General features: G+C 62.2%; 24 protein-coding genes and 1 tRNA gene. 18 read left to right on the forward strand and 7 right to left on the reverse strand.

Annotated elements, in window-relative coordinates; all coding sequences use genetic code 11:
• Position 1: 1 nt before the first annotated feature.
• The 3 genes from BUB62_RS08035 to BUB62_RS08045 form a co-directional block, all read right to left on the reverse strand.
• The gene (locus BUB62_RS08035; RefSeq protein WP_073108414.1) at positions 2-1,921 is read right to left on the reverse strand and encodes a RecQ family ATP-dependent DNA helicase; all 1,920 of its coding nucleotides are present in this window, start codon (positions 1,919-1,921) and stop codon (positions 2-4) included.
• Positions 1,922-2,234: 313 nt separating this feature from the next.
• Positions 2,235-3,044, reverse strand: coding sequence for a hypothetical protein (locus BUB62_RS08040; protein WP_234988652.1), 810 nt, complete (start codon positions 3,042-3,044; stop codon positions 2,235-2,237).
• Positions 3,045-3,327: 283 nt separating this feature from the next.
• Positions 3,328-3,981, reverse strand: coding sequence for an ABC transporter ATP-binding protein (locus BUB62_RS08045; RefSeq protein WP_073108416.1), 654 nt, complete (start codon positions 3,979-3,981; stop codon positions 3,328-3,330).
• Positions 3,982-4,163: 182 nt separating this feature from the next.
• Here BUB62_RS08045 and BUB62_RS08050 point away from each other — a divergent pair, with 182 nt between their 5' ends.
• From BUB62_RS08050 to BUB62_RS08060, 3 genes are all read left to right on the forward strand, one after another.
• Positions 4,164-5,288: a glycoside hydrolase family 113 gene (locus BUB62_RS08050; RefSeq protein ID WP_200799903.1), complete on the forward strand. Its 1,125-nt coding sequence runs from the start codon at positions 4,164-4,166 to the stop codon at positions 5,286-5,288.
• A gap of 287 nt (positions 5,289-5,575) precedes the next feature.
• Positions 5,576-6,778 carry an ADP-forming succinate--CoA ligase subunit beta gene (sucC, locus tag BUB62_RS08055; protein ID WP_073108419.1) on the forward strand — a complete coding sequence of 401 codons (1,203 nt, stop codon included), beginning with the start codon at positions 5,576-5,578 and terminating at the stop codon, positions 6,776-6,778.
• Positions 6,779-7,012: 234 nt separating this feature from the next.
• Positions 7,013-7,870, forward strand: a complete 858-nt coding sequence (locus BUB62_RS08060) for a transglutaminase-like domain-containing protein (protein WP_073108421.1) — start codon at positions 7,013-7,015, stop codon at positions 7,868-7,870.
• Positions 7,871-7,960: 90 nt separating this feature from the next.
• On the opposite strand, the gene BUB62_RS08065 is transcribed toward BUB62_RS08060, so the two are convergent.
• Entirely contained in the window at positions 7,961-8,416 is a 456-nt protein-coding gene (locus BUB62_RS08065; RefSeq protein ID WP_073108424.1) for an organic hydroperoxide resistance protein, read from the reverse strand.
• A gap of 151 nt (positions 8,417-8,567) precedes the next feature.
• Here BUB62_RS08065 and BUB62_RS08070 point away from each other — a divergent pair.
• From BUB62_RS08070 to BUB62_RS08090, 5 genes are all read left to right on the forward strand, one after another.
• Positions 8,568-8,642: transfer RNA gene (locus BUB62_RS08070), tRNA-Arg, on the forward strand.
• Between the two features lie 303 nt (positions 8,643-8,945).
• Positions 8,946-10,988, forward strand: coding sequence for a heavy metal translocating P-type ATPase (locus BUB62_RS08075; protein WP_073108427.1), 2,043 nt, complete (start codon positions 8,946-8,948; stop codon positions 10,986-10,988).
• A gap of 171 nt (positions 10,989-11,159) precedes the next feature.
• Positions 11,160-11,375, forward strand: a complete 216-nt coding sequence (locus tag BUB62_RS08080; RefSeq protein ID WP_073108429.1) for a hypothetical protein — start codon at positions 11,160-11,162, stop codon at positions 11,373-11,375.
• 411 nt (positions 11,376-11,786) lie between these two features.
• The gene (locus tag BUB62_RS08085; protein WP_234988657.1) at positions 11,787-12,290 is read left to right on the forward strand and encodes a fasciclin domain-containing protein; all 504 of its coding nucleotides are present in this window, start codon (positions 11,787-11,789) and stop codon (positions 12,288-12,290) included.
• A 226-nt stretch (positions 12,291-12,516) separates the two neighbouring features.
• Positions 12,517-14,832 (forward strand): endonuclease, encoded by a 2,316-nt coding sequence (locus BUB62_RS08090; RefSeq protein ID WP_073108432.1) that lies wholly within the window; start codon positions 12,517-12,519, stop codon positions 14,830-14,832.
• Positions 14,833-14,928: 96 nt separating this feature from the next.
• Here the strand turns inward: BUB62_RS08090 and BUB62_RS08095 are convergent, their stop codons facing one another.
• On the reverse strand, positions 14,929-15,216 hold the full coding sequence (locus BUB62_RS08095; protein WP_073108434.1) for a GNAT family N-acetyltransferase: 288 nt from the start codon (positions 15,214-15,216) through the stop codon (positions 14,929-14,931).
• A gap of 198 nt (positions 15,217-15,414) precedes the next feature.
• Here BUB62_RS08095 and BUB62_RS08100 point away from each other — a divergent pair, with 198 nt between their 5' ends.
• Together BUB62_RS08100 and BUB62_RS08105 are read left to right on the forward strand one after the other, a co-directional pair.
• On the forward strand, positions 15,415-15,882 hold the full coding sequence (locus BUB62_RS08100) for a hypothetical protein (protein WP_073108436.1): 468 nt from the start codon (positions 15,415-15,417) through the stop codon (positions 15,880-15,882).
• Between the two features lie 35 nt (positions 15,883-15,917).
• Positions 15,918-16,187 (forward strand): hypothetical protein, encoded by a 270-nt coding sequence (locus tag BUB62_RS08105; RefSeq protein ID WP_073108439.1) that lies wholly within the window; start codon positions 15,918-15,920, stop codon positions 16,185-16,187.
• Positions 16,188-16,298: 111 nt separating this feature from the next.
• Here the strand turns inward: BUB62_RS08105 and BUB62_RS08110 are convergent, their stop codons facing one another.
• Entirely contained in the window at positions 16,299-18,473 is a 2,175-nt protein-coding gene (locus tag BUB62_RS08110; protein ID WP_084538918.1) for a TonB-dependent receptor family protein, read from the reverse strand.
• Between the two features lie 98 nt (positions 18,474-18,571).
• Here BUB62_RS08110 and BUB62_RS08115 point away from each other — a divergent pair, with 98 nt between their 5' ends.
• The 3 genes from BUB62_RS08115 to BUB62_RS08125 all read left to right on the forward strand — a co-directional run bounded on the left by BUB62_RS08115 (position 18,572) and on the right by BUB62_RS08125 (position 21,259).
• Positions 18,572-19,351 (forward strand): DUF2490 domain-containing protein, encoded by a 780-nt coding sequence (locus BUB62_RS08115; protein WP_073108441.1) that lies wholly within the window; start codon positions 18,572-18,574, stop codon positions 19,349-19,351.
• Between the two features lie 75 nt (positions 19,352-19,426).
• Entirely contained in the window at positions 19,427-20,668 is a 1,242-nt protein-coding gene (locus BUB62_RS08120) for a PQQ-dependent sugar dehydrogenase (protein WP_073108442.1), read from the forward strand.
• 42 nt (positions 20,669-20,710) lie between these two features.
• The gene (locus BUB62_RS08125; RefSeq protein WP_073108445.1) at positions 20,711-21,259 is read left to right on the forward strand and encodes a hypothetical protein; all 549 of its coding nucleotides are present in this window, start codon (positions 20,711-20,713) and stop codon (positions 21,257-21,259) included.
• 16 nt (positions 21,260-21,275) lie between these two features.
• On the opposite strand, the gene BUB62_RS08130 is transcribed toward BUB62_RS08125, so the two are convergent.
• A complete protein-coding gene (locus BUB62_RS08130) occupies positions 21,276-21,692 on the reverse strand; it encodes an energy transducer TonB (protein WP_073108447.1) in 417 nt (138 codons plus the stop codon).
• A 246-nt stretch (positions 21,693-21,938) separates the two neighbouring features.
• Here BUB62_RS08130 and BUB62_RS08135 point away from each other — a divergent pair, with 246 nt between their 5' ends.
• The 5 genes from BUB62_RS08135 to BUB62_RS08155 all read left to right on the forward strand — a co-directional run bounded on the left by BUB62_RS08135 (position 21,939) and on the right by BUB62_RS08155 (position 25,947).
• Entirely contained in the window at positions 21,939-22,253 is a 315-nt protein-coding gene (locus BUB62_RS08135) for a sll1863 family stress response protein (protein ID WP_073108449.1), read from the forward strand.
• A 9-nt stretch (positions 22,254-22,262) separates the two neighbouring features.
• Complete coding sequence (gene bamE / locus BUB62_RS08140) at positions 22,263-22,583, forward strand: outer membrane protein assembly factor BamE domain-containing protein (RefSeq protein ID WP_143164082.1); 321 nt, start codon at positions 22,263-22,265, stop codon at positions 22,581-22,583.
• Between the two features lie 399 nt (positions 22,584-22,982).
• Entirely contained in the window at positions 22,983-23,942 is a 960-nt protein-coding gene (locus BUB62_RS08145) for an alpha/beta fold hydrolase (RefSeq protein WP_073108454.1), read from the forward strand.
• A gap of 83 nt (positions 23,943-24,025) precedes the next feature.
• Positions 24,026-25,105: a sensor histidine kinase gene (locus BUB62_RS08150; RefSeq protein ID WP_073108456.1), complete on the forward strand. Its 1,080-nt coding sequence runs from the start codon at positions 24,026-24,028 to the stop codon at positions 25,103-25,105.
• 113 nt (positions 25,106-25,218) lie between these two features.
• Positions 25,219-25,947, forward strand: a complete 729-nt coding sequence (locus BUB62_RS08155; protein WP_073108459.1) for a LytR/AlgR family response regulator transcription factor — start codon at positions 25,219-25,221, stop codon at positions 25,945-25,947.
• Positions 25,948-25,972 lie beyond the last annotated feature (25 nt).

Here is a 25,972-nt window from a genome sequence, read left to right on the forward strand (position 1 = left end):
TTCACCCCAGCCGCCCATCCGGCGCGTATTTCAGCTCTCCCATTTCCACCAGTTCCCGCAGCTGCTCGGTTACGGCCGTGGCCTGGCCGGGGGCGAAGTGGGTGAGGACTTCGCGGGGCGTTTGGGGCGTGGCCTTGAGCAGCGTAAGCAGCTGCTGGCGCAAATCAGCGGCGGGCGCGGGGGCTTGGCGGGCTTTCTTTTCAGCCAGGCAGAAGTCGCAGACTTTGCAGGCGGGCGCATCCAGTTCGCCGAAGTATTCGAGCAATAATTGCTGGCGGCAGCGCCCCCCGGCGGCATACCGAATCACGGCCTCGGTTTTGTCGCGGGCCAGGTCGCGGGCCTGCAGCAGGCGCTTCTGGTCCAGCGGCAGCTTGTCGGCATCGTAGCGCGGCGTGGTAAACAGCGCCTGCGGCGACTCCTGCCGCGGTTGATACTGAATGATGCCCGAGCGGTGCAGAAACAGCAGCGTTTTGCGCACATCCAGCACGCTCAGCTTCAGGTGCTGGGCCAGGCTGTTTTCCGAAATGCGCTGGAATCCGCTGAACAGTTCTCCGCCATTGAAGCGCAGCAGCGATTTTATCAGCTTGTCGTGCTGCTCGTTGGCCACCTGAAACCGGTACAAATCGTGGTGGTCGATAGGGATGTGCACGCGGGCCGGCGTATTCACGGCCTCGTTCAGCTGCACAAACCCCTCGCGGGCCAGCGTGCGCAGGCTATTATGAGCATCCAGCGCCTTGATGCGGTAGGTTTCGGCAAACTGCTGGATGTCGAAATCAAACGCCACCAGCTCGCCGCCGCCCACGGCCGTGCGCGAGAAGTTGGCCAGGGCCTGATACACGCGGCGCACCGTGTCGAGCGGCGGATAGGTTTGCTGGGTGCGGCGGCGCAGCTCGTCGGCGTCGTTGGGGCCGTGCAGCAGCACCGCAAAGGCATATTTCTCGTCGCGGCCGGCGCGACCGGCTTCCTGGTAGTAGGCTTCCAGATTGTCGGGAGCTTCCAGGTGCACCACCAGCCGCACGTCGGGCTTGTCGATGCCCATGCCGAAAGCGTTGGTCGCCACGATGCAGCGGATGCGGTTTTCCATCCAGTCCTGCTGGGTGCGGGTGCGCTGGTCGCTGGGCAGGCCAGCGTGGTAGGCGGCGGCTTTCAGGCCGTGCTGCTGCAGGTAGGCGGCCGTATCCTCAGTCTGGCGGCGCGTGCGGGCATACACGATGCTGGTTTTGTCGGCCCCTACGCCCCGCACCACTTCCAGCAGGCGGCGCAGCTTATCCTCCGTCGGCAGGGCCGAATACGACAGGTTAGGCCGGGCGAAACTCTGCTGAAAAACCCGGTGGCCGGGCCCGAAACGCAGCTTCTCCACAATATCCAGCTTCACCTGCTCGGTAGCCGTAGCCGTGAGGGCAATGACGGGCACGCCGGGCAGCAACTCACGCAGGGCAGCAATCTGCAGATACGGCGGGCGAAAATCGTAGCCCCACTGCGAGAGGCAGTGCGCCTCATCCACGGCCAGCAGGCTTACCTTCATGCGGCCCACCCGCGCCCGGAACATATCGGTCAGCAGCCGCTCGGGACTCACGTAGAGAAACTTCACCGGCCCGTACACGCAATTATCCAGCGTCTGGTCGATTTCCTGGTGGCTCATCCCCGAATACACCGCCTCGGCCTTAATGCCGCGCTTACGTAGGTTTTCCACCTGGTCCTTCATCAGGGCAATCAGCGGCGACACCACCAGGCACAGCCCCGGCCGGGCCAGCGCCGGCACCTGGAAGCAGATGCTTTTGCCGCCACCAGTAGGCAACAGCGCCAGAGTATCCTGCCCCGCCAGCACCGACCGGATAATATCCTCCTGCATCGGCCGGAAAGCCTGGTGGCCCCAGTTCTGGCGCAATACCAGCAGAATATCGTCGGTGGGCAAAGACACGGGCAGCAGGAGTTTTGACGGGCTGCGAAGGTAGCGCCGTCACCGGGGAAACGGAAGTTTTTGCTGGTGCTGCTATCCTACTCCAACTGTCATCCTGAGCAAAGCGAAGGACCTTCCTCGTAGTTTACTGCAACCGCCTTTCAATGCCCAAAGCCCTTTACTATACGCGGTAAAGGGCTTTGCTCATTTTATAAATCTTTCTACTGACGAAGAGGAAGGTCCTTCGCAAGCTCAGGATGACAGACGAAAACAGATAGCACAAAAAAACCCGACACCAACCGGCACCGGGCTTTTCGAATGGACAACAAATGAATTAAGCGGCAGCCGACTGCCCGTTCTCACGGTCATCAATGGCCTTGCGGAGCTTGGCTACGGCCTGCGTGGCGCGCTCCTCGTCGAGCCGGTTGATGTTGAGCAACATCTTGGTCTTCTCCTGCCGGGTAATCACCGGATGGTTGAGCAACCGGATAATTTCCTCCTTCTGGGCGGCCGTAGCGTAGGTTGGCGCTGCAGTTTCGGCCGCCATCGTCGGTTCGGCGGGCACAGCCTTCATGGCCGCTGCAATGGCTGGCTCAGCAGCAGGCTGCGGAGCCGGAGTGATAGCAACCCCCTTCGCATCGGGCTGATTGCCACCGTACTCCATTTCTTCGGCCGGCGTGGGCTCGTAGCCCGCCGCGCGGATTATCCAGGCCAGAATGTTGCGGTACGCCTTGCCGATGGCGCGGGTCTGGGCCATGCTCATGATGGCAAACTCTTGGTAGAACTTCTTGCCCTGCTCCTTATTGGAGCAGATAGCGAAGCCCGCGCCCACCGTGTGGCCCGACTTCATATCGAAGAGCGTAACCTTGGCCTGGTATTTAATCTCGGTATCGGTGCTCACGTTGATGACGTGGTCCACGATGGGCACGATGCCCAAGCGCGAGCCGGCGTACTGCCAGCCTTCCACGTTCACAAACTCTTTGCCCTGCACCGTAGTGCTGAGCTTATTTTCCTTAATGAACTTGGCCAGATCCGTGGCCAAGTGCAGCGTCTCGTCGGAGCGGGCAATATCGTAGCTCTCGACTTTGGTCTTGGTGACCTGATTCTTGGTGGTTTTGATGGCTTCGTTCATGGCGGTTTCCATAAGTGTCCTGTTACGTTCTGTTGTTCTATATAGCAAACCAAGAAGCCTGCCGATTCGTGCAAAAAATTACGAAATTTTACTATTGATTATCAATGAGTTACAAATTATTTTTCCAACCTTATTAGCCAGCCTAATTTCTTTGGCTTTTTCAGGTCTTTTAGGTCTGATTGTTAAGTCATTAGATCTACGAAAATCATTCCTTGCGCGGATGAATCTGACCCGAGAAAACGCAGAAAGCCCCACCGGGCTATCCGGCGGGGCTTTTCTTGGCCAATCAGGTAAGCTACTCCGAAATGTGGCCGTCCTTCATGGTGATGGTGCGGTCGGCCATTTCGGCCAGCTGGTCGTTGTGGGTCACGATGACGAAGGTCTGGCCCAATTCTTTGCGCAGCAGAAAGAAAATCTGGTGCAGCTCGTGGGCATTCTGCGAGTCGAGGTTGCCGCTGGGCTCGTCGGCAAAGATGATTTCGGGCGAGTTGATGAGGGCGCGGGCTACGGCCGTGCGCTGCTGCTCGCCGCCGCTCATTTCGGAGGGCTTGTGGTCGGCGCGGCGCTCCAGGTTCAGCATACCGAGCAATTCGCGGGCCCGCACCCGGGTCTCCTTCTCCGAGCGGCCCGCCAGGTACGCCGGCAGGCACACGTTTTCGAGGGCCGTGAACTCGGGCAGCAGGTTGTGAAACTGGAAGATGAAGCCGATATGGCGGTTGCGGAACTTGGCCAGATTAGCCCGCCCCAGCGAGCTGACCGACGTGCCATCAAACAGCACCTCGCCCGAATCCGGATTGTCCAGCGTGCCCAGAATGTGCAGCAGCGTGCTTTTGCCGGCCCCCGAGGAGCCCACGATGGACACGATTTCCGACTTCTCAATCGTCAGGTCGATGCCTTTGAGCACTTCCAGCGTATTATATTTCTTCCGAACGTTGATGGCTTGGAGCAAGGGAAACGGGATTGAATGAGCTGGTCTTACGAGACAAAGCTACGCAATGTCGTGCGTTGTCGGGTTTGCCCGACTAATTCAGTAGATTTCGTGGGCCGGCTGGCGGTGGTGGTGGCGCTAAAACCCTTTCTATGCACCTTTTTTGGCCTTTTTTGCTGGCCTTCGTCTCCCAAGATTCCGGTATGCTGACTTCTTTCCGCTGGCGTCGTTGGCTGCTGCTGCCCGTGGTGGCGCTGGTGCTGCTGATGGCCACGGCGGCCGCGTGGTGGCGCACGCCCCGCACGCCGCAAGCGGCCACCACGCTGGTTTTCAGCAACCGGCCGGCCGCCGTGCTGGCCGCCGATGGCCGGTTTCGGGGTGTGAGCTGGGTAGCCGCTGACTCGGCCGCTTCCACCGACCTAGCCCCGCTGCTCCGCGCCCACGTCACCTGGATTGCCCAGACGCCCTTCGGCTGGCAGGCCGGTGCCAACGTGCCCACCGTGCAGCTGCACACCCAGCGCCCGCCCGGCCGCCACGGCTACTGGGGCGAAAGTGACTACGGCCTGGCCCAAACGGCCCTGCAGGCCCGTCGGCAGGGCATTCATACTCTGCTCAAGCCTCACCTCTGGATTCGGGGCAACGGCACCTGGCCCGGCGATATTGAGATGCAAAACCCCGCCGACTGGCAGGCGTGGTTTGCCAGCTACACTGCTTTTATAGTGCACTACGCCCGGCTGGCGGAGGCCGAACACCTGGAAGCGCTGTGCATTGGCACCGAGCTGGAAAAGACCGTGGGCCACGAGGCCGAGTGGCGGGAGTTGATAAAGCAGGTGCGGCAGGTGTACCACGGCCCGCTCACCTACGCCGCCAACTGGAGCGGAGAATTTGAAAAAATCCGCTTCTGGGACGCGCTGGACTTCATTGGCATTCAGGCCTATTTCCCGCTCAGCAAAGCCGACCGCCCAACTAAAAAGGAGCTTTTGGCCAACTGGCAGCCGCATTTAAAAGCTATTGAGCGGGTGCAGAAGCAGTTTAAAAAGCCCGTGGTTTTCACCGAGGCCGGCTACAAAAACACGCCCGACGCCGCCATCGAGCCCTGGAAGTGGCCCGACCGCAGCGCCACCTTCTTTCCCGCCGACGAGGCCACGCAGGCCGCCTGCTACGAGGCAATGTTCGAGACGTTCTGGCCCCGGCCGTGGTTTAAGGGCTTGTTTGTGTGGAAGTGGTATCCCGGCCTGGCCCCCGACGGCCCCGCCCGCCGCCACGCCGACTTCACGCCCCAGCACAAGCCTGCGGAGCAGGTAATGGCGAAGTGGTATGGCCGGTAAGCTGTCATTGCGAAGAAGAAGACTGTCATTGCGAGCAACGCGAAGCAATCCGTCCTCTGAAATGTAAAAAGCTCTGTTAACCCAAAAAGCCCTGACGTATGCCTTGCGTCAGGGCTTTCTGCTGAATCAAGGTTTGGATCAATGTCTAGGACGGATTGCTTCGTCGTGCCTCCTCGCAATGACAGCATGCTTCTTCGCAATGACAGCGGGCATAACGCGGCACAACCGATTATTGTCTACTTTCGTGGCCGCAAACCACCCGTCAACCCCACTGAACTGGACCCTCTATGAACATTCACGAATATCAGGGTAAGGAAATTCTTAAGCGCTACGGCGTCCGCGTGCAGGAAGGCATAGTGGCCGATACCGCCGAGGAGGCCGTTGAAGCCGCCAAAAAGCTGACCGCTGACACCGGCACCAGCTGGTACGTTATCAAGGCCCAGATTCACGCCGGCGGCCGGGGCAAAGGCGGTGGGGTGAAACTCGCCAAAAACCTGGAGCAGGTAAAAGACATTGCCGGCCAGATTATTGGCATGCAGCTCGTGACCAAGCAGACCGGTGCCGAAGGCCGCAAGGTGCACAAGGTGCTCATCGCCCAGGATGTATACTATCCTGGCGAGTCGGAGACGAAGGAATTCTACATGAGCGTGCTGCTGGACCGCGGCACTGGCAAAAACGTCATCATCTATACCACCGAGGGCGGTATGGACATTGAAGAAGTAGCCGAGGCGCATCCCGAGAAGATTCACCGCGAGCATGTAGACCCGCGCGTGGGTCTGCGCCCCTTCCAGGCAGCCAAGATTGCCTTCAACCTGGGCCTGACCGGCCCGGCCCAGAAGGAGATGGTGAAGTTCGTGCAGGCGCTGTACAAGGCATACGACGAGACGGACTCGGCTATGTTCGAAATCAACCCGGTGCTGAAAACTTCGGACAATAAGATCCTGGCCGTAGACGCCAAGGTGACGCTGGACGAAAACGCGCTGTACCGCCACCCCGATTTCGTGGCCCTGCGCGACACCAATGAGGAAGACCCGCTGGAAGTGGAAGCTTCGGCCTCGAACCTGAACTACGTGAAGCTCGACGGCAACGTGGGCTGCATGGTGAACGGGGCCGGCCTGGCCATGGCGACTATGGATATTATCAAGCTTTCGGGCGGCGAGCCGGCCAACTTCCTCGACGTAGGCGGTGGAGCCAACGCGCAGACCGTAGAAGCCGGTTTCCGCATCATCCTGAAGGATCCGAACGTAAAAGCCATTCTGATCAACATCTTCGGCGGCATTGTGCGCTGCGACCGGGTGGCCAACGGCGTGGTGGAAGCCTACAAGAACATCGGCGATATTAAGGTGCCGATCATCGTGCGTCTGCAAGGCACCAACGCCGAAGAAGGGGCCCGCATCATCGACGAAAGCGGCCTGAAAGTTTACTCGGCCGTGCTGCTGAAGGATGCTGCCGAGCGCGTGAAAGAAGTGTTGGCGGCTCAGGTGGCCTAGCGCTTTTGCGGCAACTCCCATTGCCGCTTTAATACCTACTACTGAAGAAAGCCTGTCCGAATTCCGGACGGGCTTTTTTTAGCCTGTCCAGGGAAATAGTATAGTTTCATACTAATATGATATAGGTTAATACAAATAAATTATATAATTTTAACAACACAACCTGTATCAAGTCATTTACGTTAGTAGTCAGCTCAACTGCACTGCTATTGCCCTACTGCACCACCTTCCGCTATGGAGTTTCAGACTTTTACAAAATCGTTAGCCATTACGCTGCTTTTCCTGCTGGGCTACCAGCAGGCTACCATTGCCCAGAGCCGGCTCCGGCCGCTGGCCTTCGACAAGGACTCAGACCCGACGCCGTACACGTTTCAGCGCAGCTCGCCCGATGAGCCCTACCTGATGAACCTCTATACTTCTTATGCTCTGGAAGATATAGTGGCGGGCAAAGACACGGATCTGGCTAAAGTGCGGGCCGTATGCTCGTGGGTGCACAACCGCTGGACGCACGATGGCCGCAACGAAGCCAAGAAAGCTGACCCGATTTCCATCTTGCAGGAGGCCGCCATGGGGCAGCAGTTTCAGTGCGTCGAATACAGCATCGTGATTGTGGGAGCCCTTACGGCCTTGGGCATTCCGGCCCGGCCGCTCAACCTGAAAACGGCCGATGTGGAAATCCGCCGCGATGGGGCCGGCCACGCTGTAGCGGAAGCCTGGCTGCGCGACCAGCAGAAATGGGTGATGGTGGATGGGCAGTGGGATGTAGTTCCCATGCTCAATGACACGCCTCTGAATGCCGTGGAGCTGCAGGCCGCCTTGGCCAGCAAAGCGCCGGGCCTGCGCATCGAAACCAACTCTGAAACCAAGAGCAAGCCGTATTTCTCCTGGCTGGCCGACTACCTGTACTACTTTGATACGGTGCTGGATACCCGTTTCGGCGTTAAGACCGCCCCGAGCGGACTAATGCTGGTGCCGATGGGCGCAAAGAAGCCTACTGTTTTTCAGCACGATACGCCCATCAGTCGGATGCGCTACACGCACTCTGTCTCCACTTTCTACCAACCCGTGCCATCGATGACGGCTCTGAACTAGTTCAGCGGGCTCTTTCCGATGACTCGCAAGCAAAAGGCCCTTCCAACGAATTGGAAGGGCCTTTTGCTTGCGAGCCTGCTATAGCAGCAGCTACTTACCGGCTTCTTCGGGCACTGCGGCGGCAGCTTCGCCGGCCATTTTCAGCTCAACTTCCATGTTGCCTCTGGTGCCGACCGAGTACGGGCATATTTCGTGGGCTTTGTTGACCATCGCCAGCGCCTTTTGCGAGTCCATGCCTTTCAGATCCACGTTCAGCACGGCGCTCAGTCCATACGCTTCGCCTTCCTGAAACAGCGTGACGGAGCATTGCACGGTGCTGGCGGGGTCGAGCCGCTCGTTTTGCTGGCCCGCTACTACCAGCAGCGCCTGCTGGAAGCAGGAGGCATAGCCAGCGGCAAATAGCTGCTCGGGGTTGGTAGCGCCTTTCTTGCCGCCCAGCCCTTCCGGCACCGACATATCCATATCGATGATGCTGTCGGAGGAAAGAACATGGCCGCTGCGGCCGCCGGTAGCCGTTGCGTCGGCCGTGTACAGGGTCTTTTTCATACGGGGTTTATAGATGGTTGTGTGCCTTTATAACTACCCTGACTGCGTTAAGGTTATCCGAATGCGGGCAGCAAAGCGCGATTCAAATGCCGTTCAGGTTTGGCGGCACGTGTTTTTCTCTCTACTTTTGCTCCCATACCGCTCACGACCTGGTCGCGTCGTACAACGGATAGTATAAGAGTTTCCGAAGCTCTTGATCTAGGTTCGATTCCTAGCGCGACCACCAAAAAGGCCCTTCACGATACCGTGAAGGGCCTTTTTACGTTTGCGGGTAGCGGCGGGGCGGATTTGCCAGAGCTGGGGCGCGGTTAGGGGCAAGCCTGCGGCTTCCTGGCTGGGCCTGCGGGCCGGCTGCGGGGCGGGTGGTTTCACTGAAGTTTCTTTACCCACCGGTTGGCCTGCTACCACCTTCACGACCGAATAAGCGTACTCGCTGCTGGTGGTGATGAAGAATGCCGGGGAGGCAGACTAGGCTTCGTGCTGGTTTACCTGCTTACCGGAGCCTTCTTGCGCCCCTTGCCCTGTCCACATGCCTGATCCAACCTCCTTTCCTGCCGATGATGCGCTGAATATGGCCAAGCAGGTGCACCCCGAAAGCGTGGGGACCCTCCGCCGCGAGCAGCTCACGCCTGAAGCCGCCGCCGCGCCTCAGGGCCACGACGTGCCCGGCCATAACCACGGAACGGACGACGGCCACAGCCACGACCACGGCCTATCCGGCGCTAACCGCTACCGCTGGCCCGGCCTCAGTCTGGTGCTGCTGCTGAGCGGTCTGGCGCTGGATTACTACCATGTCGGATTTTTTACGGGCTTTGTGCGCCTGGTTTGGTACGGGGCGGCGTTTTTGCCCGTGGGCTGGCAGGTGCTGAAGGCGGCCGTGCTTAGCATTCCTTCGGGCAACGTCTTCAATGAATTTCTGCTGATGAGCCTGGCCACGCTGGGCGCGTTTGCTATTGGCGAATACCCGGAGGGCGTGGCCGTAATGCTGTTCTATACCGTGGGCGAGCTGTTTCAGGATGCGGCCGTGAACCGGGCCAAACGCAGCATCCGGGCCCTGCTCGAAATTCAGGCCACCGAAGTAACCGTGGTGCGCGACGGCCAAAGCCTGGTGCTCGACCCCAGGCAGGTGCAGCCCGGCGACACTATTGAGGTGCGGCCCGGCGAGAAAGTAGCTTTGGACGGCACCCTCACGCAAGGCCCGGCCTCATTCAACACGGCCGCCCTCACCGGCGAATCGGTGCCGCAGACCAAGCAAACGGGCGAAGTGGTGCTGGCCGGCATGATCAATCAGGATTCGTTGGTGCGGGTGCTGGTCACGGCGGCGTATCAGGATACCAAGCTGGCCCGGATGCTGGCTATGGTGCAGGACGCGGTGGGCCGCAAGGCCAAAACCCAGCAGTTCATCACTAAGTTTGCTAGGGTGTACACGCCTATTGTGGTGGCGCTGGCCGCGCTGCTCGTGCTGGTGCCCTATTTCGTGGTCGATGACTACGTGTTTCGTACCTGGCTCTACCGGGCGCTGGTATTCCTGGTCATTTCCTGCCCTTGCGCGCTGGTTATCAGCATTCCGCTGGGCTATTTTGGGGGCATCGGTGCGGCTTCCAGGGCGGGCATCTTGTTCAAGGGCTCCAACTTTCTGGATGTGATGCGGGAGCTGGATACGGTGGTGCTGGACAAGACCGGGACGCTCACGCAGGGCGTGTTTGCTGTACAACAGGTGCAACCCGCGCCCGGCCTGGAGGCTGCGTGGCTGCTGCGCCTGGCCGGAGCCCTCGAAACCAAATCGACCCACCCCATTGCCAGAGCCGTGGTGCTGCACGTGGGGGCCGCCGCCGGCGTGCCCGTGGAGAGCGTGGAGGAAATAGCCGGTCACGGCCTGCGCGGCCGCGTGGAGGGCCACGACGTGCTGGCCGGCAATGCCAAGCTGCTCAGCCGGTTCAGCGTGGCCTACCCGCCCGAAGTGGATGAGGTGGACGACAGCATTGTGGTGGTGGCCATCGATGGCCAGTATGCCGGCTACCTCACCGTGGCCGATGCGCCGAAAGCCGACGCCGAGCAGACCGTGCGCGCGCTACGCGCCGACGGCATCACCAAAATCGTGATGCTTTCCGGCGATAAGGACAGCATCACACAACGGGTGGCCACGGAGCTGGGCATTGCGGAAGCTCACGGCGGACTGCTGCCCGAAGACAAGGCCCGCTACGTGCAGCAGTACAAGGAAGCAGGCCACAAGCTGGCCTTCGTAGGCGATGGGGTGAACGACGCGCCTGTGGTGGCCCTGGCCGACGTGGGCATTGCCATGGGCGGCCTGGGCTCCGATGCCACTATCGAAACGGCCGACGTGGTGATTCAGACCGACCAGCCCGGCAAGATTGTTACTGCCCGCCGCATTGCCCGCGCCACGCATACGGTGGTGTGGCAAAATATCTGGCTGGCATTCGTAGTGAAGGCTGTTGTGCTGGTGCTGGGGGCCGGCGGCCTGGCTACCATGTGGGAGGCCGTGTTTGCCGATGTGGGCGTGGCGCTGCTGGCCATTCTGAACGCCGTGCGCATTCAGCGTATGCGGTTTTAGAGCGCACCGGGCCGGCTTTGGTCGGGCTGGCTGCCCAGTACCTTTCGTTGGAGCCCGGCAAGCTGAACTATAGGCGAGCCGGCAATCTTACCCTTGCCTTAATCCTATCGTTTCCTTGTTTTTTATCTTATATTAGGGGCAGTTAAGCGTTTTACCATTTGCACCTGCATCATGGAAAACCCCGAAGAAAGGCGCGCCCGGCTCCTGGTAGAGCAGTGGCTGGCGGCTCACCCCGAGCGAATTCGCAACCGCCGCACCCGGCCCGATACCTTCCTGAACTGGAAGCTGGCCGCCATCCGCTACGTAAAAAACGGCAACCCCCACGATACCAGCAACATTCTGGAATGGTTTGCTACCCAGGCCGAAGGAGCCGCTATGGAAGACTGAGTTCATGCTCATCAGCCGGAGCCAGCCGAGCGGCTTTGCCGGGCGGCCGTGGCCTTTCTGGTTGTGGCTGATAGCGAAGCATAAAGCAGCAAATCGGGCTGGGGGCAAATCCATTGGCGCTGCAGCCCCGTATAGTCCGCCAACAATATTACTTCTCACCTTCTCACTTTTCCGCACATGAACAAGCACCTCCTTTCCACTTTCGCGCTGGCGGCTGTTTTCAGCCTCGGCACCGCTACTGCTTCCCTTGCCCAGAGCAAGATGTCGACGAAGTCGGACGGCGAAAAGACCAAAACCAAGGAAGACGGCATGGCCTCGAAGACCAAGATGGGCGACGACGGCAAGATGAAAATGAAGGGCAAAGCCGATGACGGCGGCAAGATGAAGTCGAAGACCAAGCCCACCACCGACATGGGCAACGGCATGAGCAACGCCAGCATGGGCAGCTCGGAAGGCGTGATGGTAGGCGGCTCGATGATGGTAGCTTCCAAAGACATCGTGGATAATGCCGTGAACTCGACCGACCACACCACGCTGGTTTCGGCCGTGAAGGCTGCCGGACTGGTAGAAACGCTGAAAGGCGCGGGCCCATTCACCGTATTCGCACCCACCAACGCCGCCTTCGACAAGCTGCCCGCCGGCACCGTGAACACGCTGGTGATGCCTGAGAATAAGGCCAAGCTCACCACCATTCTCACCTACCACGTAGTGCCCGGCCGCTACACCGCCGCCGACCTGAAGGATGGCCAGATGCTGACCACCGTGCAGGGCGAAATGCTGACTGTAGTGGCCAAAGGCGGCACCGTGATGCTGCGCGATGCCAAAGGCGGCATGGCTACCGTCACGATTCCGAACATCATCGACAGCAACGGCGTGACCCACGTGGTGGACACGGTGCTGATGCCGAGCAAGTAGCAGCTACCGCGCCCCGGCGCAGAGTATACGCACGAAAGCCGACCCCTAGGGGTCGGCTTTCGTCGTTTGGGGAGGTTGGGCTGCTGGTGCTGCGTGCGGCAGGAACGGAGCCTCTGACAACAGTATGTCAGGGATTTAGCGGAAGAATAATACAGAGCCGGCCTATCTACCCGGTAATTTTCCGACATTTGGAAGCGTTTTTTCATTTCTTCTCCTTCCACCCCACATGAAACACTTTTTCGCCTGGGCCTGCGTGGCCGTTTTGAGCTTTGGCACGGCTGCCACGGCGCAGGTAATGCCGCCCGCGCCGGCCGCCAGCCTCCAGGGTCAGGCCCTGAAAACCTGGCTGGTACAGAACTGGTACGATGGCAAGCGCGTGGAGTTGAGCTACAACTCGGCCCGCGGCAAGATGTACAACTACGTCGATAACTTCCAGGGCCGCGTGACGTGCGTGTACTCGGGCTATCAGGAAACCGTGCGCATCGACTCGGCCAGCACCAACCCCGGCGTGGTGAGCAACATCAACTGCGAGCACAGCATTCCGCAGTCGTGGTTCAACGAGGTGGTGCGGATGCGCTCCGACATCCACCACCTGTTCCCGACCGTCATTCAGTGGAACTCCGACCGGGGCTCCGACCCGTTTGCCGAGATTCCGGACGCGCAGACGCTGAAGTGGATGCGGGGCAACACCAGCCAGACCACCATCCCGACCAGCAACATCGACGAGTACAGCGAGGATACAAACTCTGAGTTTGAGCCCCGCGAAGACCACAAGGGCAACCTAGCCCGGGCGGCATTCTACTTCTACACCATGCACCAGGGCCAGACGTTTGACCCCGGCAAGGATGTAATTACGGCGCTGGCCAACCTGAACACGCTCTACCAATGGCACCTGGCCGACCCGGTGGATGCCCGCGAGCGGGAGCGAAACCGCCGCGTGGCCAAAAGCCAGGGCAACTTCAACCCTTATGTTGCTTACCCCGACCTCGTGGCCCGCGCCTGGGGCTTCCAGGTGGTGCCCACGTTCTCGTTTTCGGCTGCCACCGCCACCATTGCCGAAGGCAATAGCGGTACGAGCACCTACACGGCTACTGTCAGCGTGACCCCCGCCCCCACCACCGCCCTCACGGTGCAGGTGGCGCTGGATGCCACCAGCTCTACGGCCACCAGCGGCCAGGACTTCACCTTCACCTCGCCCCAGACGCTGACCTTCACGGCTGGCCAGACGACGCAGACCGTGACCGTAACCGTGAATGGCGACACCCAGGCGGAAGCCGATGAAACCGTGGTGCTGGCGCTGCGCAACGCCGCCAGCGGCGCGGCCATCGGTGGCCCGGCCACGCAGGAGCTGACCATTACCAACGACGACGGCACACCGCCTTCGGTGCGCTTCGCGGCCGCCACGGCCAGCCTGCCGGAAGGCAACAGCGGCACCACCACCTACACCGTGAACGTAACAGCGGCCAGCATCCCAGTTGGCGGCTTCTCGGTGCCCGTGACCGTAGAAACGGCCGGCACCACCGCCGATGCCGCCGATTACACCCTCAGCACCAGCACGCTCACGTTCGCAGCCGGCCAGAGCAGCCAGGCTGTGACGCTGACCGTGAATGGCGACGTGACTCCGGAGCCCAACGAAACGGTGCGCCTGCGCCTGGGCACGCCTTCCAACGCGGCCGTGCTGGTCGTGACGCCCGCCACGCACACGCTCACCATCCTCAACGACGACCAGGCCCCGGCCGGCTCGCCCTGCTCCGACCTCTATTTTTCGGAGTATGCTGAGTCTTCGACGGGCAACACCAAGTACGTGGAGATTTATAACCCAACCGCCAACGCCATTAGCCTGGCGGGCCTGCGCGTCGATCTGTTCCCTAACGGAGCTACCGCACCCACCGCTACGGCCGCACTGACCGGCACGCTCAACCCCGGCGCGGTGTACGTCATTGCCAACGCTGGCTCGGTGGCCTCGGTGCTGGCCAAGGCCAACATGACATCCAACATCACCTTCTTCAATGGCGACGACGCGCTGGCCCTGTTTGATGGCACCGATACGCTCGACGTTATCGGCGTTATCGGGCAGCAGCCGGCCGCTACGGGCTGGGTGATTCCGGGCGGCGGCACCACCACCAACAACACGCTGGTGCGCAAGCCCACCGCGGGCCGCGGCAACACCCGTTGGGCCCAGGCCGCTGCTGAGTGGCAGACGCTCGGGACGGACGTGTTTACCAACGTGGGCCTCTACACCAGCACGGCCTGCGTAGTAACGGCCACTACCAAAGCCGCGCCGCTGGGCACGGGCTTGGAAGTGTACCCGAACCCGACCGCCGCGGCCTTCCAGGTGCGCGTGCCCGGCCTGCGGGGCCGCCACGAGGCTGAAATAGGCCTTTATAACGCCCTGGGCCAGCAAGTGCTGACTCAGCGCCAGCCGCTGGGCGGGGCGGAGGCCGCTACGCTGCGCGTGCAGCAGCTGCCAGCCGGCCTGTATTCGGTGCGCGTGACGGTAGATGGTGTGCGCTACACCAGCCGCGTGGTGGTGCAGCCATAAGTTGAGCACTAGCTTTGTGAAGAAGGCCCCGGTTCCAGCGTTGGAACCGGGGCCTTTTGCTTTCAGCCTTTATTCCAAGCCCTGATCGGGCTGCTGCTACGCCTGCGTTTCCAGCAAATCATGATACTCCGGGTGCTGCTGCACGAAGCTTTTCATGAAGGAGCAGGTGGTGCGCACGCGCAGGTTTTGCTCGCGGGCGTAGGCTAGGCCGGTGGTGGCCAACAGCTCGCCGATGCCCTTGTTGCGCAGGTGCTCATCGACGAAAGTGTGGGTGAAATCGATGACGTCATCGGCGGGGCGGCTGTAGGTCAGCTCCGATTCGTAGCCCTGCTGCGTGGCGTAGAAGGCCTGCTCGTCGTGGTTGTGGGTGATGGTTGGGTTCATGAGCGGCAAAATAAGAGAGTGGGCCGCGCAAGGGAAAGGCGGCGAACTGCTTATTAACTCCCGCGGCTTCCGTGGGGTTACAGCCGCTCAAGACGCGGTTTTTTTGAGAAGCCGATGCAGCCAATTTGTGCCGGCCTGCGTACACGAAGCCATACCGGCGCATTCCCGCCCTTCCTCTTTTATCCTACTTCCACGCTCATGGCACACAACCCCAACGACGGCAGCAACGACAACCCGGACGAGTTCAGCGAGCTGCGCAAAAACCCCACCGACACCAGCGCCAAGGCCGAAAATCACCGCGAAGGTGAAAAACGGGCCGACTCCGCCCCTACTCCCAACACCACCGGTACTCCCGCCTACGGCGACTTCGGCTACGCGCCCGGCACCGCCCCGGCCCAAGCCGGCACGCCCACTGACCAGAGCGGCAACTTCGAGGGCATTGCCGCACCCAGCACGCCGGCCCCCGAGCAGCGCGGCAGCGCCCCCCAGAACCTCGACACGGCGGCCGTGCAGGCCACGCACAACGCCTCGGAAGAAGAGCGCCGCGAAGCCTACAAAAAGGATGACCCGCGCTACGGCGGCGGCACCCGTAACTGGGAAAGCGAAGAGCCCGCCAACCGCACCCAGCACTCCAACGAAGACCCTAACGACAACACGCTGAGCTAGCCTTTAGCCCCGCCCAGCCCTCAACCAACCACCTGATGGACAAGCCTAAAAAAGATTCTTCTGGCACCGCGCCCCAGTCGGACGGAGCCAAAATGAGCCCGGAGCAGCAGAAGCACCACGACGCGATGTACAATTACAAGCGCGACGAGGAAGGCACGCTCGATACCTCCGCCATGATCGAAGCCGACAGCATTGGCGTGCCCGACGATACCGTGACCAGCGGGGCCAACCCCGGCACCACCGGCGACCCGGTCGATAACATCATCATCGAGTCGAACAACCCTATCGACGACAACAACCGCTAACGGCTATCTTGTCGGAAGCAACAAATAGCCCTTCCAGATTTCGGTCTGGAAGGGCTTTTTGGGTCTGAGGTAGTAGCGCGAAAATCTGTTTCGCGCCACGGCCTACATGCTCTACCACCGCCACCCCACCAACAGGCCGCCGTAGTAATTGCGGCCCGGCGCGGGCTGGAAGAATCGGTTGCCGAAGGCGTTCAGATCATTGCCGAGGCTGTAGTGGCGGTCGGTGGCGTTGTCGAGGCCAGCGAAGAGGTCGGCTTCGAGGTGACGAAACAGGGTGCGCCGCCAGCCGGCGCGGGTGCCGAAGGTCCAGTAGCCGGCGGCGTACTCGGAGTTGGCATCATTGAGCGGCAGGCGGGCCTGGTGGCTCAGGGTGGGGCTGAGGTAGAAGCCGTAGAATTCGCTGAAATCGAGGCCGGCGGTGAGCGTGTGGGGCGCGGTGCCGGTGAGACGGTTGCCGCTGAAATCGTTGCCTCCGGATTCGTAGCGGCCGAAGCGGTAGTGGTTGTAGGCGTAGCTGAAGAAAGCCCGCAGGCCCGCAGGTTGGGGCTGGCCCTGCGGTATTGCAGCCGCGTTTTCACTCTCGCCTCCTGCGGCTTTGGGCTGCCACAGCCAGCCGCTCAGGGCTGCTTCCAGGCCGCGCTGCCGGGTGGTGCCGGCGTTGGAAAACAAGCTACTGCCCGCCGCCGTGGTGCGTGCCACGATGGTTTGGCGCAGCCGAAAATCGTAGGCGGCCACGTCGAATGTGAGCCGATTATTGAACAGCTGCCCGCGCATGCCCACCTCGTAGCTGGTGCCGCGTTCGGCTTGCAAATCCTGGTTCAGGCTGCCATCCGAAGGCCGTATTTCCTCTTCCGTAGGCGGTGAAAAGCCCGTGCTCACGCTGGCATAGGCCGAAATCAGCGGCGTGATTTCCTTCAGCAGCGCCACCCGCGGCGACACTACGGGCCGGAAGGCGCGGCGAAAATCGTAGGTAGCCGGCGCGGGCGCGGCGGCCGATACGCGGGCAATGCGGTAGCTCAGGCGGTTGTAGCTCAAGCCTGCCGTGGCCAGCCAGCCGGCCGGCAGCTCCAGCTCGGCCTGCCCAAACCCAAACCCGGTGCCGGCCCTGATTTCGTCGTCGTAGCGCAGCGGGCCGGGCATGCCGGCGCGGTTCTGGTAGTTGCGCGCGTTTTCGAAGCTGCTCTGCCACTCGCCGCCGGCGCTCAGGCGCAGTGCGCGGCCGGCCACGGCGGCGCGGTAGCCGAAGGCGGTGCGGCCGCCCCAGCCCACGGCCGTGTTGCGCTCATAATCAATCAAAAACGGCGTGCGAATGACTGTACCAGAGGTATAAAGCGTGGTTTTGTTGGAAAAGCGCGGCGTGAAGCGGTATTCGTGCGACACGCCCACCAGCGCCGTGCGCGAGGCGTAGGCCGCCTGTTGGGCCACCGTGCCAAGGCTGACGACTCCGGCGGCATTCACCGTGGTCGGCCGGGCCTGCCGGGGGTTTTGCTCAAACTGGGCGCGGGTGAGGCCGCCGGGAAGTTGGTAACTTAGGTCGGTGTAGAGGATGTGGGCCGCCACGATGCGCTGGGCGGAGGGCCGGAACTCGCCGTCGAGCGTGAGTACCTCGCGCCGCAGGGCGCTGTTTTCGCGGTAGCCGTCGGCGGCTTGGTGCGCGTAGCTGGCCCGCACGGTGCTGGTGGCGGTGCCGCTTTCGGCGGCCACGGTGTAGCGCCGCAGCCCGAAGCTGCCGGCCGTGAAACCGGCCTGTGCCCGCGCCTCACCGGGGGCCGGCTGGCGGTTGCTGAGCAGCACCGCGCCGCCCGTGCCCGCCCCGTACACGCTGGCGGCGGGGCCCTTTACCACTTCAATGCGGCCCAGGCTGGCCACGTCGAGCAGGTTGAGCGACGTGCTGCCGCTGGCCTCGGTGAAAGGAATATCGTGGTAGTACACCTTCACGTTGCGCACCCCGAACGGCGAGCGGAGCGTGCTGCCGCGCACGCTGAGCCGGTAGCTGGCCGTGGCGCGCTCTTCCAGCCGCACGCCGGGCAGCGTGTTTACGGCGGCGGTGAGGGAAACCGGGCTGAAGCGGTCCAGGGTGCGGCCATCGAGCACGGCCACGCCGGCGGCGGTACGGCGCAGCGGCAGGTTTTGGCCGTAGCCCACCACGGTAGCTTCGGGCAGCGCCACGGCGCGGGCGGTATCGGCGGGGGCAGAGGCGGCAGGGGCGGCGGTGGTTTGGGCCAGCGCGGGCAGCCGGCACAATAGGGACAGAGCCGGCAGCAGCAGGAAAATTCGGGGAAGCATGGGGCGGGTTCAGGGCGGTAGGGCTCCGAACGGGAAAGGGGGCGCGGATGTTCGCGGCGCGGGCTAACCCCAGGCCGCCGCGGCTCGTCTTACTAGATATGGCAGCACCCCGGCTTCTGGCTTTCGCACTTCTGTTTATCGGCCCTTGCGCCGCCTTCGGGCAGGCCAAGCGCATCCGCGACGAAAACGCCATCGGCTGGTACGTGTACGAGGGCGACCACAAGCTGGGCCCGCGCTGGCGCATTCATACCGAATACCAGTGGCGGCGCGTCGGCTTCATCCGCGACTGGCAGCAGTCGTTGGCGCGGCTGGGCGCGGGCTACCAGCTGCGGCCCCGCCTCGTGCTGGGCGGCGGCTACACGCACCTGACCACCCACGTCTACGGCGACTACCCCACGGCCGACACCGGCGTGCCCTTTCCTGAGCACCGCGCCTACCAGGACGCGCAGCTCAGCGACACGCTTGGCCGCCTCACGCTGGGGCAGCGCGTGCGCCTGGAGCAGCGCTGGATCGGGCAGCTCCCCGAAACCGGCGGGCGCGCGGTGCAGCATTGGCAATATCAGAGCCGAATCCGCTACCAGCTGGCGGCCACGCTGCCGCTGCAGGGTCCGCGGCTGGATGCCGGCGAATGGTATCTGACGGGCTTCGATGAGGTGTTTCTCAGCTTCGGCCGCCACGTGGGCAGCAGCGTGTTCAACCAGAACCGCCTGGCGGGGGGCGTGGGCTTCCAGGTGCGGGATAATTTTCGGCTGGAGCTGCTCTACCTCAACCAGATTACCCAGCACGCCGCGCCGGAGCCGGTTTCGGGCCTGCCCGTGTTCGAGTTCAACCACGGCTTCCGGCTGGGACTGAATTATGATTTGACCCTGATGAAATGACCACCCCGCCGCGCAACCCTGCGCCGCCGCGCCGGGTACACCCAGCTGCACCCTATTATTTTCAGCTTCTGCCCTATGAAAACCACTTTTCCCCTCGCTTTAACCGCCGCCGTGCTGCTGGGCACGCTCCAGGCCCGTGCCCAGAATGACTATGAGAAAACCGTGAAAGACGGCTTCCAGGTGAACGTCTTCAAGCCCGGCAAAGCGGAGGCCACCGATGCCAACGTGGCCCAGCTGAAAGCCCCGGCCGGCTTCACCGTCAGCAAATTTGCCGAGAAAGCCGGCAACCCGCGGATGCTGGCAGTGGCCCCGAATGGCGACGTGTACGCCTCCGACCGCACCGCCGGCACCATTATGCTGCTGCGCGACACGAACAAAGACGGCAAAGCCGACCTGAACAAGGAAGTGGCCCGCCGCCCCGACCTACACGGCCTGGCTCTGCGCGAGGGCAAGCTCTACATCAGCGCTATCCGGGAGCTGTATGTGGCCGATATTAAGGCTGATGGCACGCTGGGCGAGCTGAAAACGTTGTATAAAGACCTGCCCGATGCCGGCCAGCACCCCAACCGTACCATCAACTTCGGCCCCGACGGCAAGCTCTACCTCTCGGTGGGCAGCACCTGCAACGCCTGCGACGAGCGCAACAAGGAAAGCGCCACCCTGCTCCAGATCAACACCGATGGCTCGGGCCGGCGCGTGTTTGCCAAAGGCCTGCGCAACACCATCGGCTTCGGCTGGCACCCCAGCACCAAGGCCCTGTGGGGCTTCGACCACGGCATCGACTGGCTGGGTGATGAGGACCAGCGTGAGGAGCTGAACGAAATAAAAGAGGGTGCCGACTACGGCTGGCCCTACGTGTACGCCGACGGCAAGATTCCGCCCCACCCCCAGCCCGCCGACATGACGCCCGAGCAGTACGCGGCCAAAACCACCAAGCCCGTGCAGCTGTATGCCGCCCACGCCGCCCCGCTGGGCATGGTGTTCAACACGGGCACGCAGTTTCCGAAGGAGTACCAGCATGATGCCTTCGTGACCATGCACGGCTCCTGGAACCGCGCCGAGCCCTCCGGCTACCGCATCGTGCGGGTGCGCTTCGATGCGCAGGGCCGCGCCACCGGCATCGAGGATTTCGTGACCGGCTGGCTGGTGAACAACAACAAGGAGCAGTTCGGGCGCGTGTGCGGCATCGCCCAGCACCCCGACGGCTCCCTGCTGGTGTCGGATGACGCGGGCGGCGTGATATACCGCGTGGCCTACGCGGGCGGCAGCAAGGGCAAGCCGGCGGAAAAAGTGAAGGTGAAGGCGAAAAAAGGGTAAGCGCTCCGGCCGCCCATTCGCCTCATTCCCAGCCCAAACCCTATGCCCGCCCTCCCGCCCGACCTGCGCAAAGCCCTGCTTACTCTACCTCAGAAGGAAAAAGACCAGCTGCTGACGCGACTCGTGAGCCAGGATGCAGTGCTGATGGAGCAACTCCGCTTCCGCCTGCTCGAAGGCCCCGACGCGCTGGAAGACCGCCGCCAAATGCTGCGCACCCAGATCGATGACCCCGTGCGCGGCTTCCACCAAACCCCCAACGACCTGCTGGTGATTTTGCGGCAGCTGCAGGCTCGCATCGGCTACCACGCCCGCATTACCGATGATGCTTTTGGGGAAGTGGAGCTGACGTTGCGCCTGCTCAACCAGGTTTTTGAGCACCAGCCCGCCGTGGTGAGCCGCCTGCACGGCCCCACCCAGCCGCTGCTGCAGCACTTGGCCAAACGCACCCACGAAGCCCTGCGCCAAACCGCGAAGTTGCACGCCGACTACCACCTGGAGCTGGCCGAAGACCTAAACCTGCTGCTGACGCGGCTGTTTCAGTCGGCCGCCGCGCCGCTGGCGCGGGAGTTGGGTATTCCGCCGGCCTTTTGAGTTGTCGGCACGCCTGCTATTCTAAAGCCCGAAACACGATAGGCAGGGTGTAGGCCACGCGCACGGGTTGGCCCTGAATCTTGCCGGGGTTCCACCAGGGCATAATGCGCACCAGGCGCAGGGCTTCCTCATCCAGCCCAAAACCGAGGCCTTTAACCACTTTGGGGTCGAGGATGTGGCCGGCCTCATCTACCACAAAGCTGATGTGGACTTTGCCCGAAATGCCATTGTTCAGGGCCTCAGCGGGGTATTGTATTTTGGCCCGCAGGAATTTAGCGAAGGCCGCGTCGCCGCCGGGAAAGCCGGGCATTTCATCGGCGGCGTGGTACACGATGGGAGCAGCCGCTACGGCGCTGCTCTGGCCGGAGCCGCTGTCGGTCAGGGCTATGGCGGTGGAAGTTTGAGCCGCCGCCGGCCCGGCAAAAAGTATCAATGATGCGAGCAACAAAGTAAAGCGGAGCATAGCAAATGGCGTTACTGAGCAGACAATCAAAGGTATGATGCGGGCCATGCGCCGCTATGAAGGCTGAGTTATGGTTGTGTTGTTGAAATGTTGGTAACATAGGCCCCGCCGCTCGTCGGCAGAAACCGCCCTGGGCAGTATCCTTTGCTGGCTAAAAACAGTACCTTAAAGCCCACACCACCCAAAGCAGCCCGGCTTTGGCTAGCTCTTTTTTCCATGACCCATATTCCGACTCCCGAAAACGTGCGCGTGCCGCAGCACCTCAACGAGGAAGCGCTGCGCCAGGCGCTGGACGAGCTGAACGGCAAGATCAAAACGCTCCAGAACCGCGCCCACGCCACCACGGCCCACTCCCATCACACTTACCACGAGCACATTGCTTCATTGGAGGCCAAGCGGGCCAAGCTCGCCGCCATGCTGGGGCCGCGCGCGGAGGCTGGCACCACGCCGCCCGCCCGCGACTCCAGTGCCTGGGACGAAATCCGGCGCGGCATCGATAACCTGCGCGAGGATCTGCGCAACATCATCTAACCCTTGTTCATGCTGACCAAAACCACTTTCTCTCTGCTGGCCCTAGCCGCCACCTTGCTGCTGCCGGCCTGCACGGCCCAGGAGAGCTTTCAGAATGCCGAAAACTGCGCCAAAGTGGAAGCCGGGATGAGCCAGGAGCAGGTGCGCCGCATCATGGGGGCTCCTACGGGCAGCGATGCCGCCGCCGACAGCAGCAAAACCTGGTCGTATCTGTTCGGCAGCGCCACCGACACCCAGCCAATCCGCATCCAGTTCGGGGCCGATGGCAAAGTGGCCTCGGTGGCGTGTGCGCCCCAGGCTTCGGGCAGCGAGCGGCCTACCGGCAATTAATCTGGCGGCGGCGCAGCGAATAGTCCCCCACAACAAAAGAACAGCCGCAGCGCGGCGACAGGTTTGTAGAGGATTGCGCCTAGAGCAATTCAAAGCCGCGTAGCGGTGACAGAAACGCCCGAACGGCTTTGTCACCGCTACGCGGCTTTGGTCGTTTTGCTGCCTGGCTTGCTACAAACCTGTCGCCGCTACGCGGCTGTTCTGGCGCATTGACAGGTAGCAGGACGGGATATATGCCTGCGGCGAAAACACACGTTGACAGGCGGCTCCCCCTACCCGCTCAGCCGCTTTTTCTGCAGCTCAACCCCACTATTTACCGTTCGCCCAGAATCCCTTTCAACCGGCCGGCTCCGGGGCTAAGTTTGGTTCATCATTCATCGCCAACCTCTCCTTAGCCCCATGAAACTCTCCGCTGCCCTCCGCCCCATCTGCGCTGCTTTGTTGCTGGCCACGGCCTCGCCGGCCGCTTTCGCCGCACCGGCCGCGCCGGCCGCCATCGGCGCCGACAACGCCGCCACGCACCCGAATTTTACGGTGAAAGTGACCGGCAAGGGCCGGCCGATGCTGCTGATTCCGGGCCTGACCTGCCCCGGCGCGGTGTGGGACGAGACGGTGGCCCGCTACCAGCAGCAGTACCAGTGCCACGTGGTGTCGCTGGCCGGCTTCGGCGGGGCGGCGGCGCCGGCCAGCACCGAGGCGCTGCTCCAGAACGTGCGCGACCAGCTGCTGACCTACATCAAAACCCAGAAGCTGAACAAGCCCATCATCATCGGGCACAGCCTGGGCGGCTTTATGGGCCTGTGGCTGAGCGTGACGCAGCCCGAAGCCGTAGGCCCGCTGGTCATCGTCGATTCGCTGCCTTTTATGGGGGCGGTGCAGAATCCGGCCATGACGGCGGACATGGCCAAGCCGATGGCCGAAGGCATGCGCAAGCAGATGCAGCAAGGCAAAATGCCCGTCGCGGCCCAGCGCCAGATGGTGCAGAGCCTGATAACCGACACAGCCCGTATCAGCCAGGCCACCCGCTGGGGACAGGCCTCGCACCCTGGCACCGTGGCGCAGGCCATGTACGATATGCTGACCACCGACCTGCGCCCGGAGCTGGGCCGCATTCAGCAGCCGGCCCTGGTGCTCGGGGCCTGGGCCGCCTACCAGCCAATGGGGGCCACCAAGGAAAGCACGAAGGCTATTTTTGCGCAGCAATACGCCAAGCTGCTCCAGCACCGCATCGAAATGTCGGAGGCCGGCAAGCACTTCCTGATGTGGGATGACACGCAGTGGTTCTTCGCCCAGACCGATGCCTTTCTGAAGCAGAACAGCGCCGCCGCCCCGACGAAAGCAGGCAAAAGCCGCTCGTAATTCCCCTCGAAACCACCGGGCCGGCCTTCCCTGCAACGAATGGTCCGGCCCGGTCTTTCTGTCAAAATCCGTATTCTGCGCCCATGTTTGCTGCTTCTCCGCGCACCCGTCTGTATTGGACGCTCCAACTTATCGGCTGGCCGCTGTATGGCGTGGCGGGGGCGGTGCTGATTGCGCTGTTCGCAGCCCGTGTCGGCATGAAAATGCGCGAAATTATCATCGTGGAGGCCACCATTGCCGTTACGATGCTGGTTTTCAGCCACCTGCTGCGGCTCTATATCCGGCACCACGCCTGGGTCCGGCTGTCGGTGGGCCAAATGCTGCCGCGCGTGCTGCTGGCCAACGCGGTGGTATCGGTGCTGAGCCAGGTGGCTATTCTGGTGCTGCTGGTGTACGTTATTCGGCTCTATACCGGCTCGCAGTACAGCTGGCAGCAGTTTGGCGGCTACGTGCTGAATACCTATTTCGTGCTGCTGCTTTGGTCGGCCTTCTACTTCGGCCTGCACTATCTGGACAGCTACAAGCAGGCCGAAATTGACAAGTGGAAGCTGAGCGCCGCCGTGCGCGAAGCCGAAATGCGCACCCTAAAGGCCCAGATCAATCCGCATTTCATGTTCAACGGGCTCAACAACATCCGCGCCCTGGTCACGGAAGACCCCGCCCGCGCCCGCGACATGATTACGCACCTCTCCGATCTGCTGCGCTACTCCATCCAACTCAACAGTGCCGAGCAGGTGCCGCTGAGCCGCGAGCTGGAAATAGTGACCCACTACCTGGCTCTGGAAGCCGTGCAGCTCGAAGAGCGCCTCACCTACACCATCGATGCCGAGCCGGCCGCCCTGCCGGTGCTCATTCCGCCCATGACGCTGCAGCTGCTGGTCGAAAACGGCATCAAGCACGGCATCGCGCCCCGGCCCGCGGGCGGCCACATCCATCTCACCGCCCGCCTCGGCGCGGCCCCCGACCAGCTGCTGATTACCGTCACCAACACCGGCCACTACGCCCCCACCGCCGGCTACGAGGGCGTGGGCCTGCGCAATGCCCAGGAGCGCCTGCACCTGCTTTTCGGCCCCAAAGCCCGCCTCACCGTGGGCAACTCCGCCACCGTGCCCGCCACCGTAGTAGCCGAGTTGGAGCTACCGGTGGGGAGTGTTGAAGGGTGAATGATAAACGGTGTAGACAGTTGGCAAAACAGCGGAATGGCAGCGCGAAAATCTGTTTCGCGCTACTGAACACCCGCTCCAATTCAAAATTCAACATTCAAAACACCTTCTAAATGACGGCTTTGGTTATTGATGACTCGCGACTGGCCCGCGCGGAGCTGCGGCACCTGCTGCAGGCATTCGTCGATGTGGAGGTAGTGGGCGAAGCCCGCCACGCCGACGAAGCCCGCACCCAGATTCAGGCCTTGCAGCCCGATGTGTTGTTTCTGGACATTCACATGCCCGGCCAGAGCGGCTTCGAGCTACTGGCCTCGCTGGAAGCCGCGCCCCACGTCATCTTCACCACCGCCTACGACGAATACGCCCTGCGCGCCTTCGAGGCCAATGCCCTCGACTACCTCGTGAAGCCGGTGATGGAAGCCCGCCTGGCCACGGCCCTGGAAAAAGCCCGCGCCCGCCTCGTGGCCCCGGCCGCGCCCACGGCTCCCGAGCCCGCCGTCCTGCCACTCACGGCTCAGGACCAAGTGTTTGTGAAAGACGGTGAGCGGTGCTGGTTCGTGCGCCTAGCCGACGTGAAGTTGTTCGAAATCAACGGGAGCTACACCCAGATTTACTTCGAAAACCACCGCCCGCTCATTCCGCGCACCCTGCAGCACCTCGAAACCCGCCTCGATCCGAAAGTTTTTTTCCGGGCCAACCGGCAGCAGATCATCAACTTGAAATGGGTGGAAAGCATCGAGCCCTGGTTCAGCAATACCCTCAAAATAAAGCTGCGCGAAGGCCCGGAGGTGGAAGTTTCGCGCAAGCAGTCGGTGCAGTTTCGGGAGTTGCTGAGCCTGTAGAGGCCAGCGGGACCGACGGTTAGCG

This window comes from Hymenobacter daecheongensis DSM 21074, from assembly GCF_900141805.1.
In the GTDB taxonomy this organism is placed as follows: Bacteria; Bacteroidota; Bacteroidia; order Cytophagales; family Hymenobacteraceae; genus Hymenobacter; species Hymenobacter daecheongensis.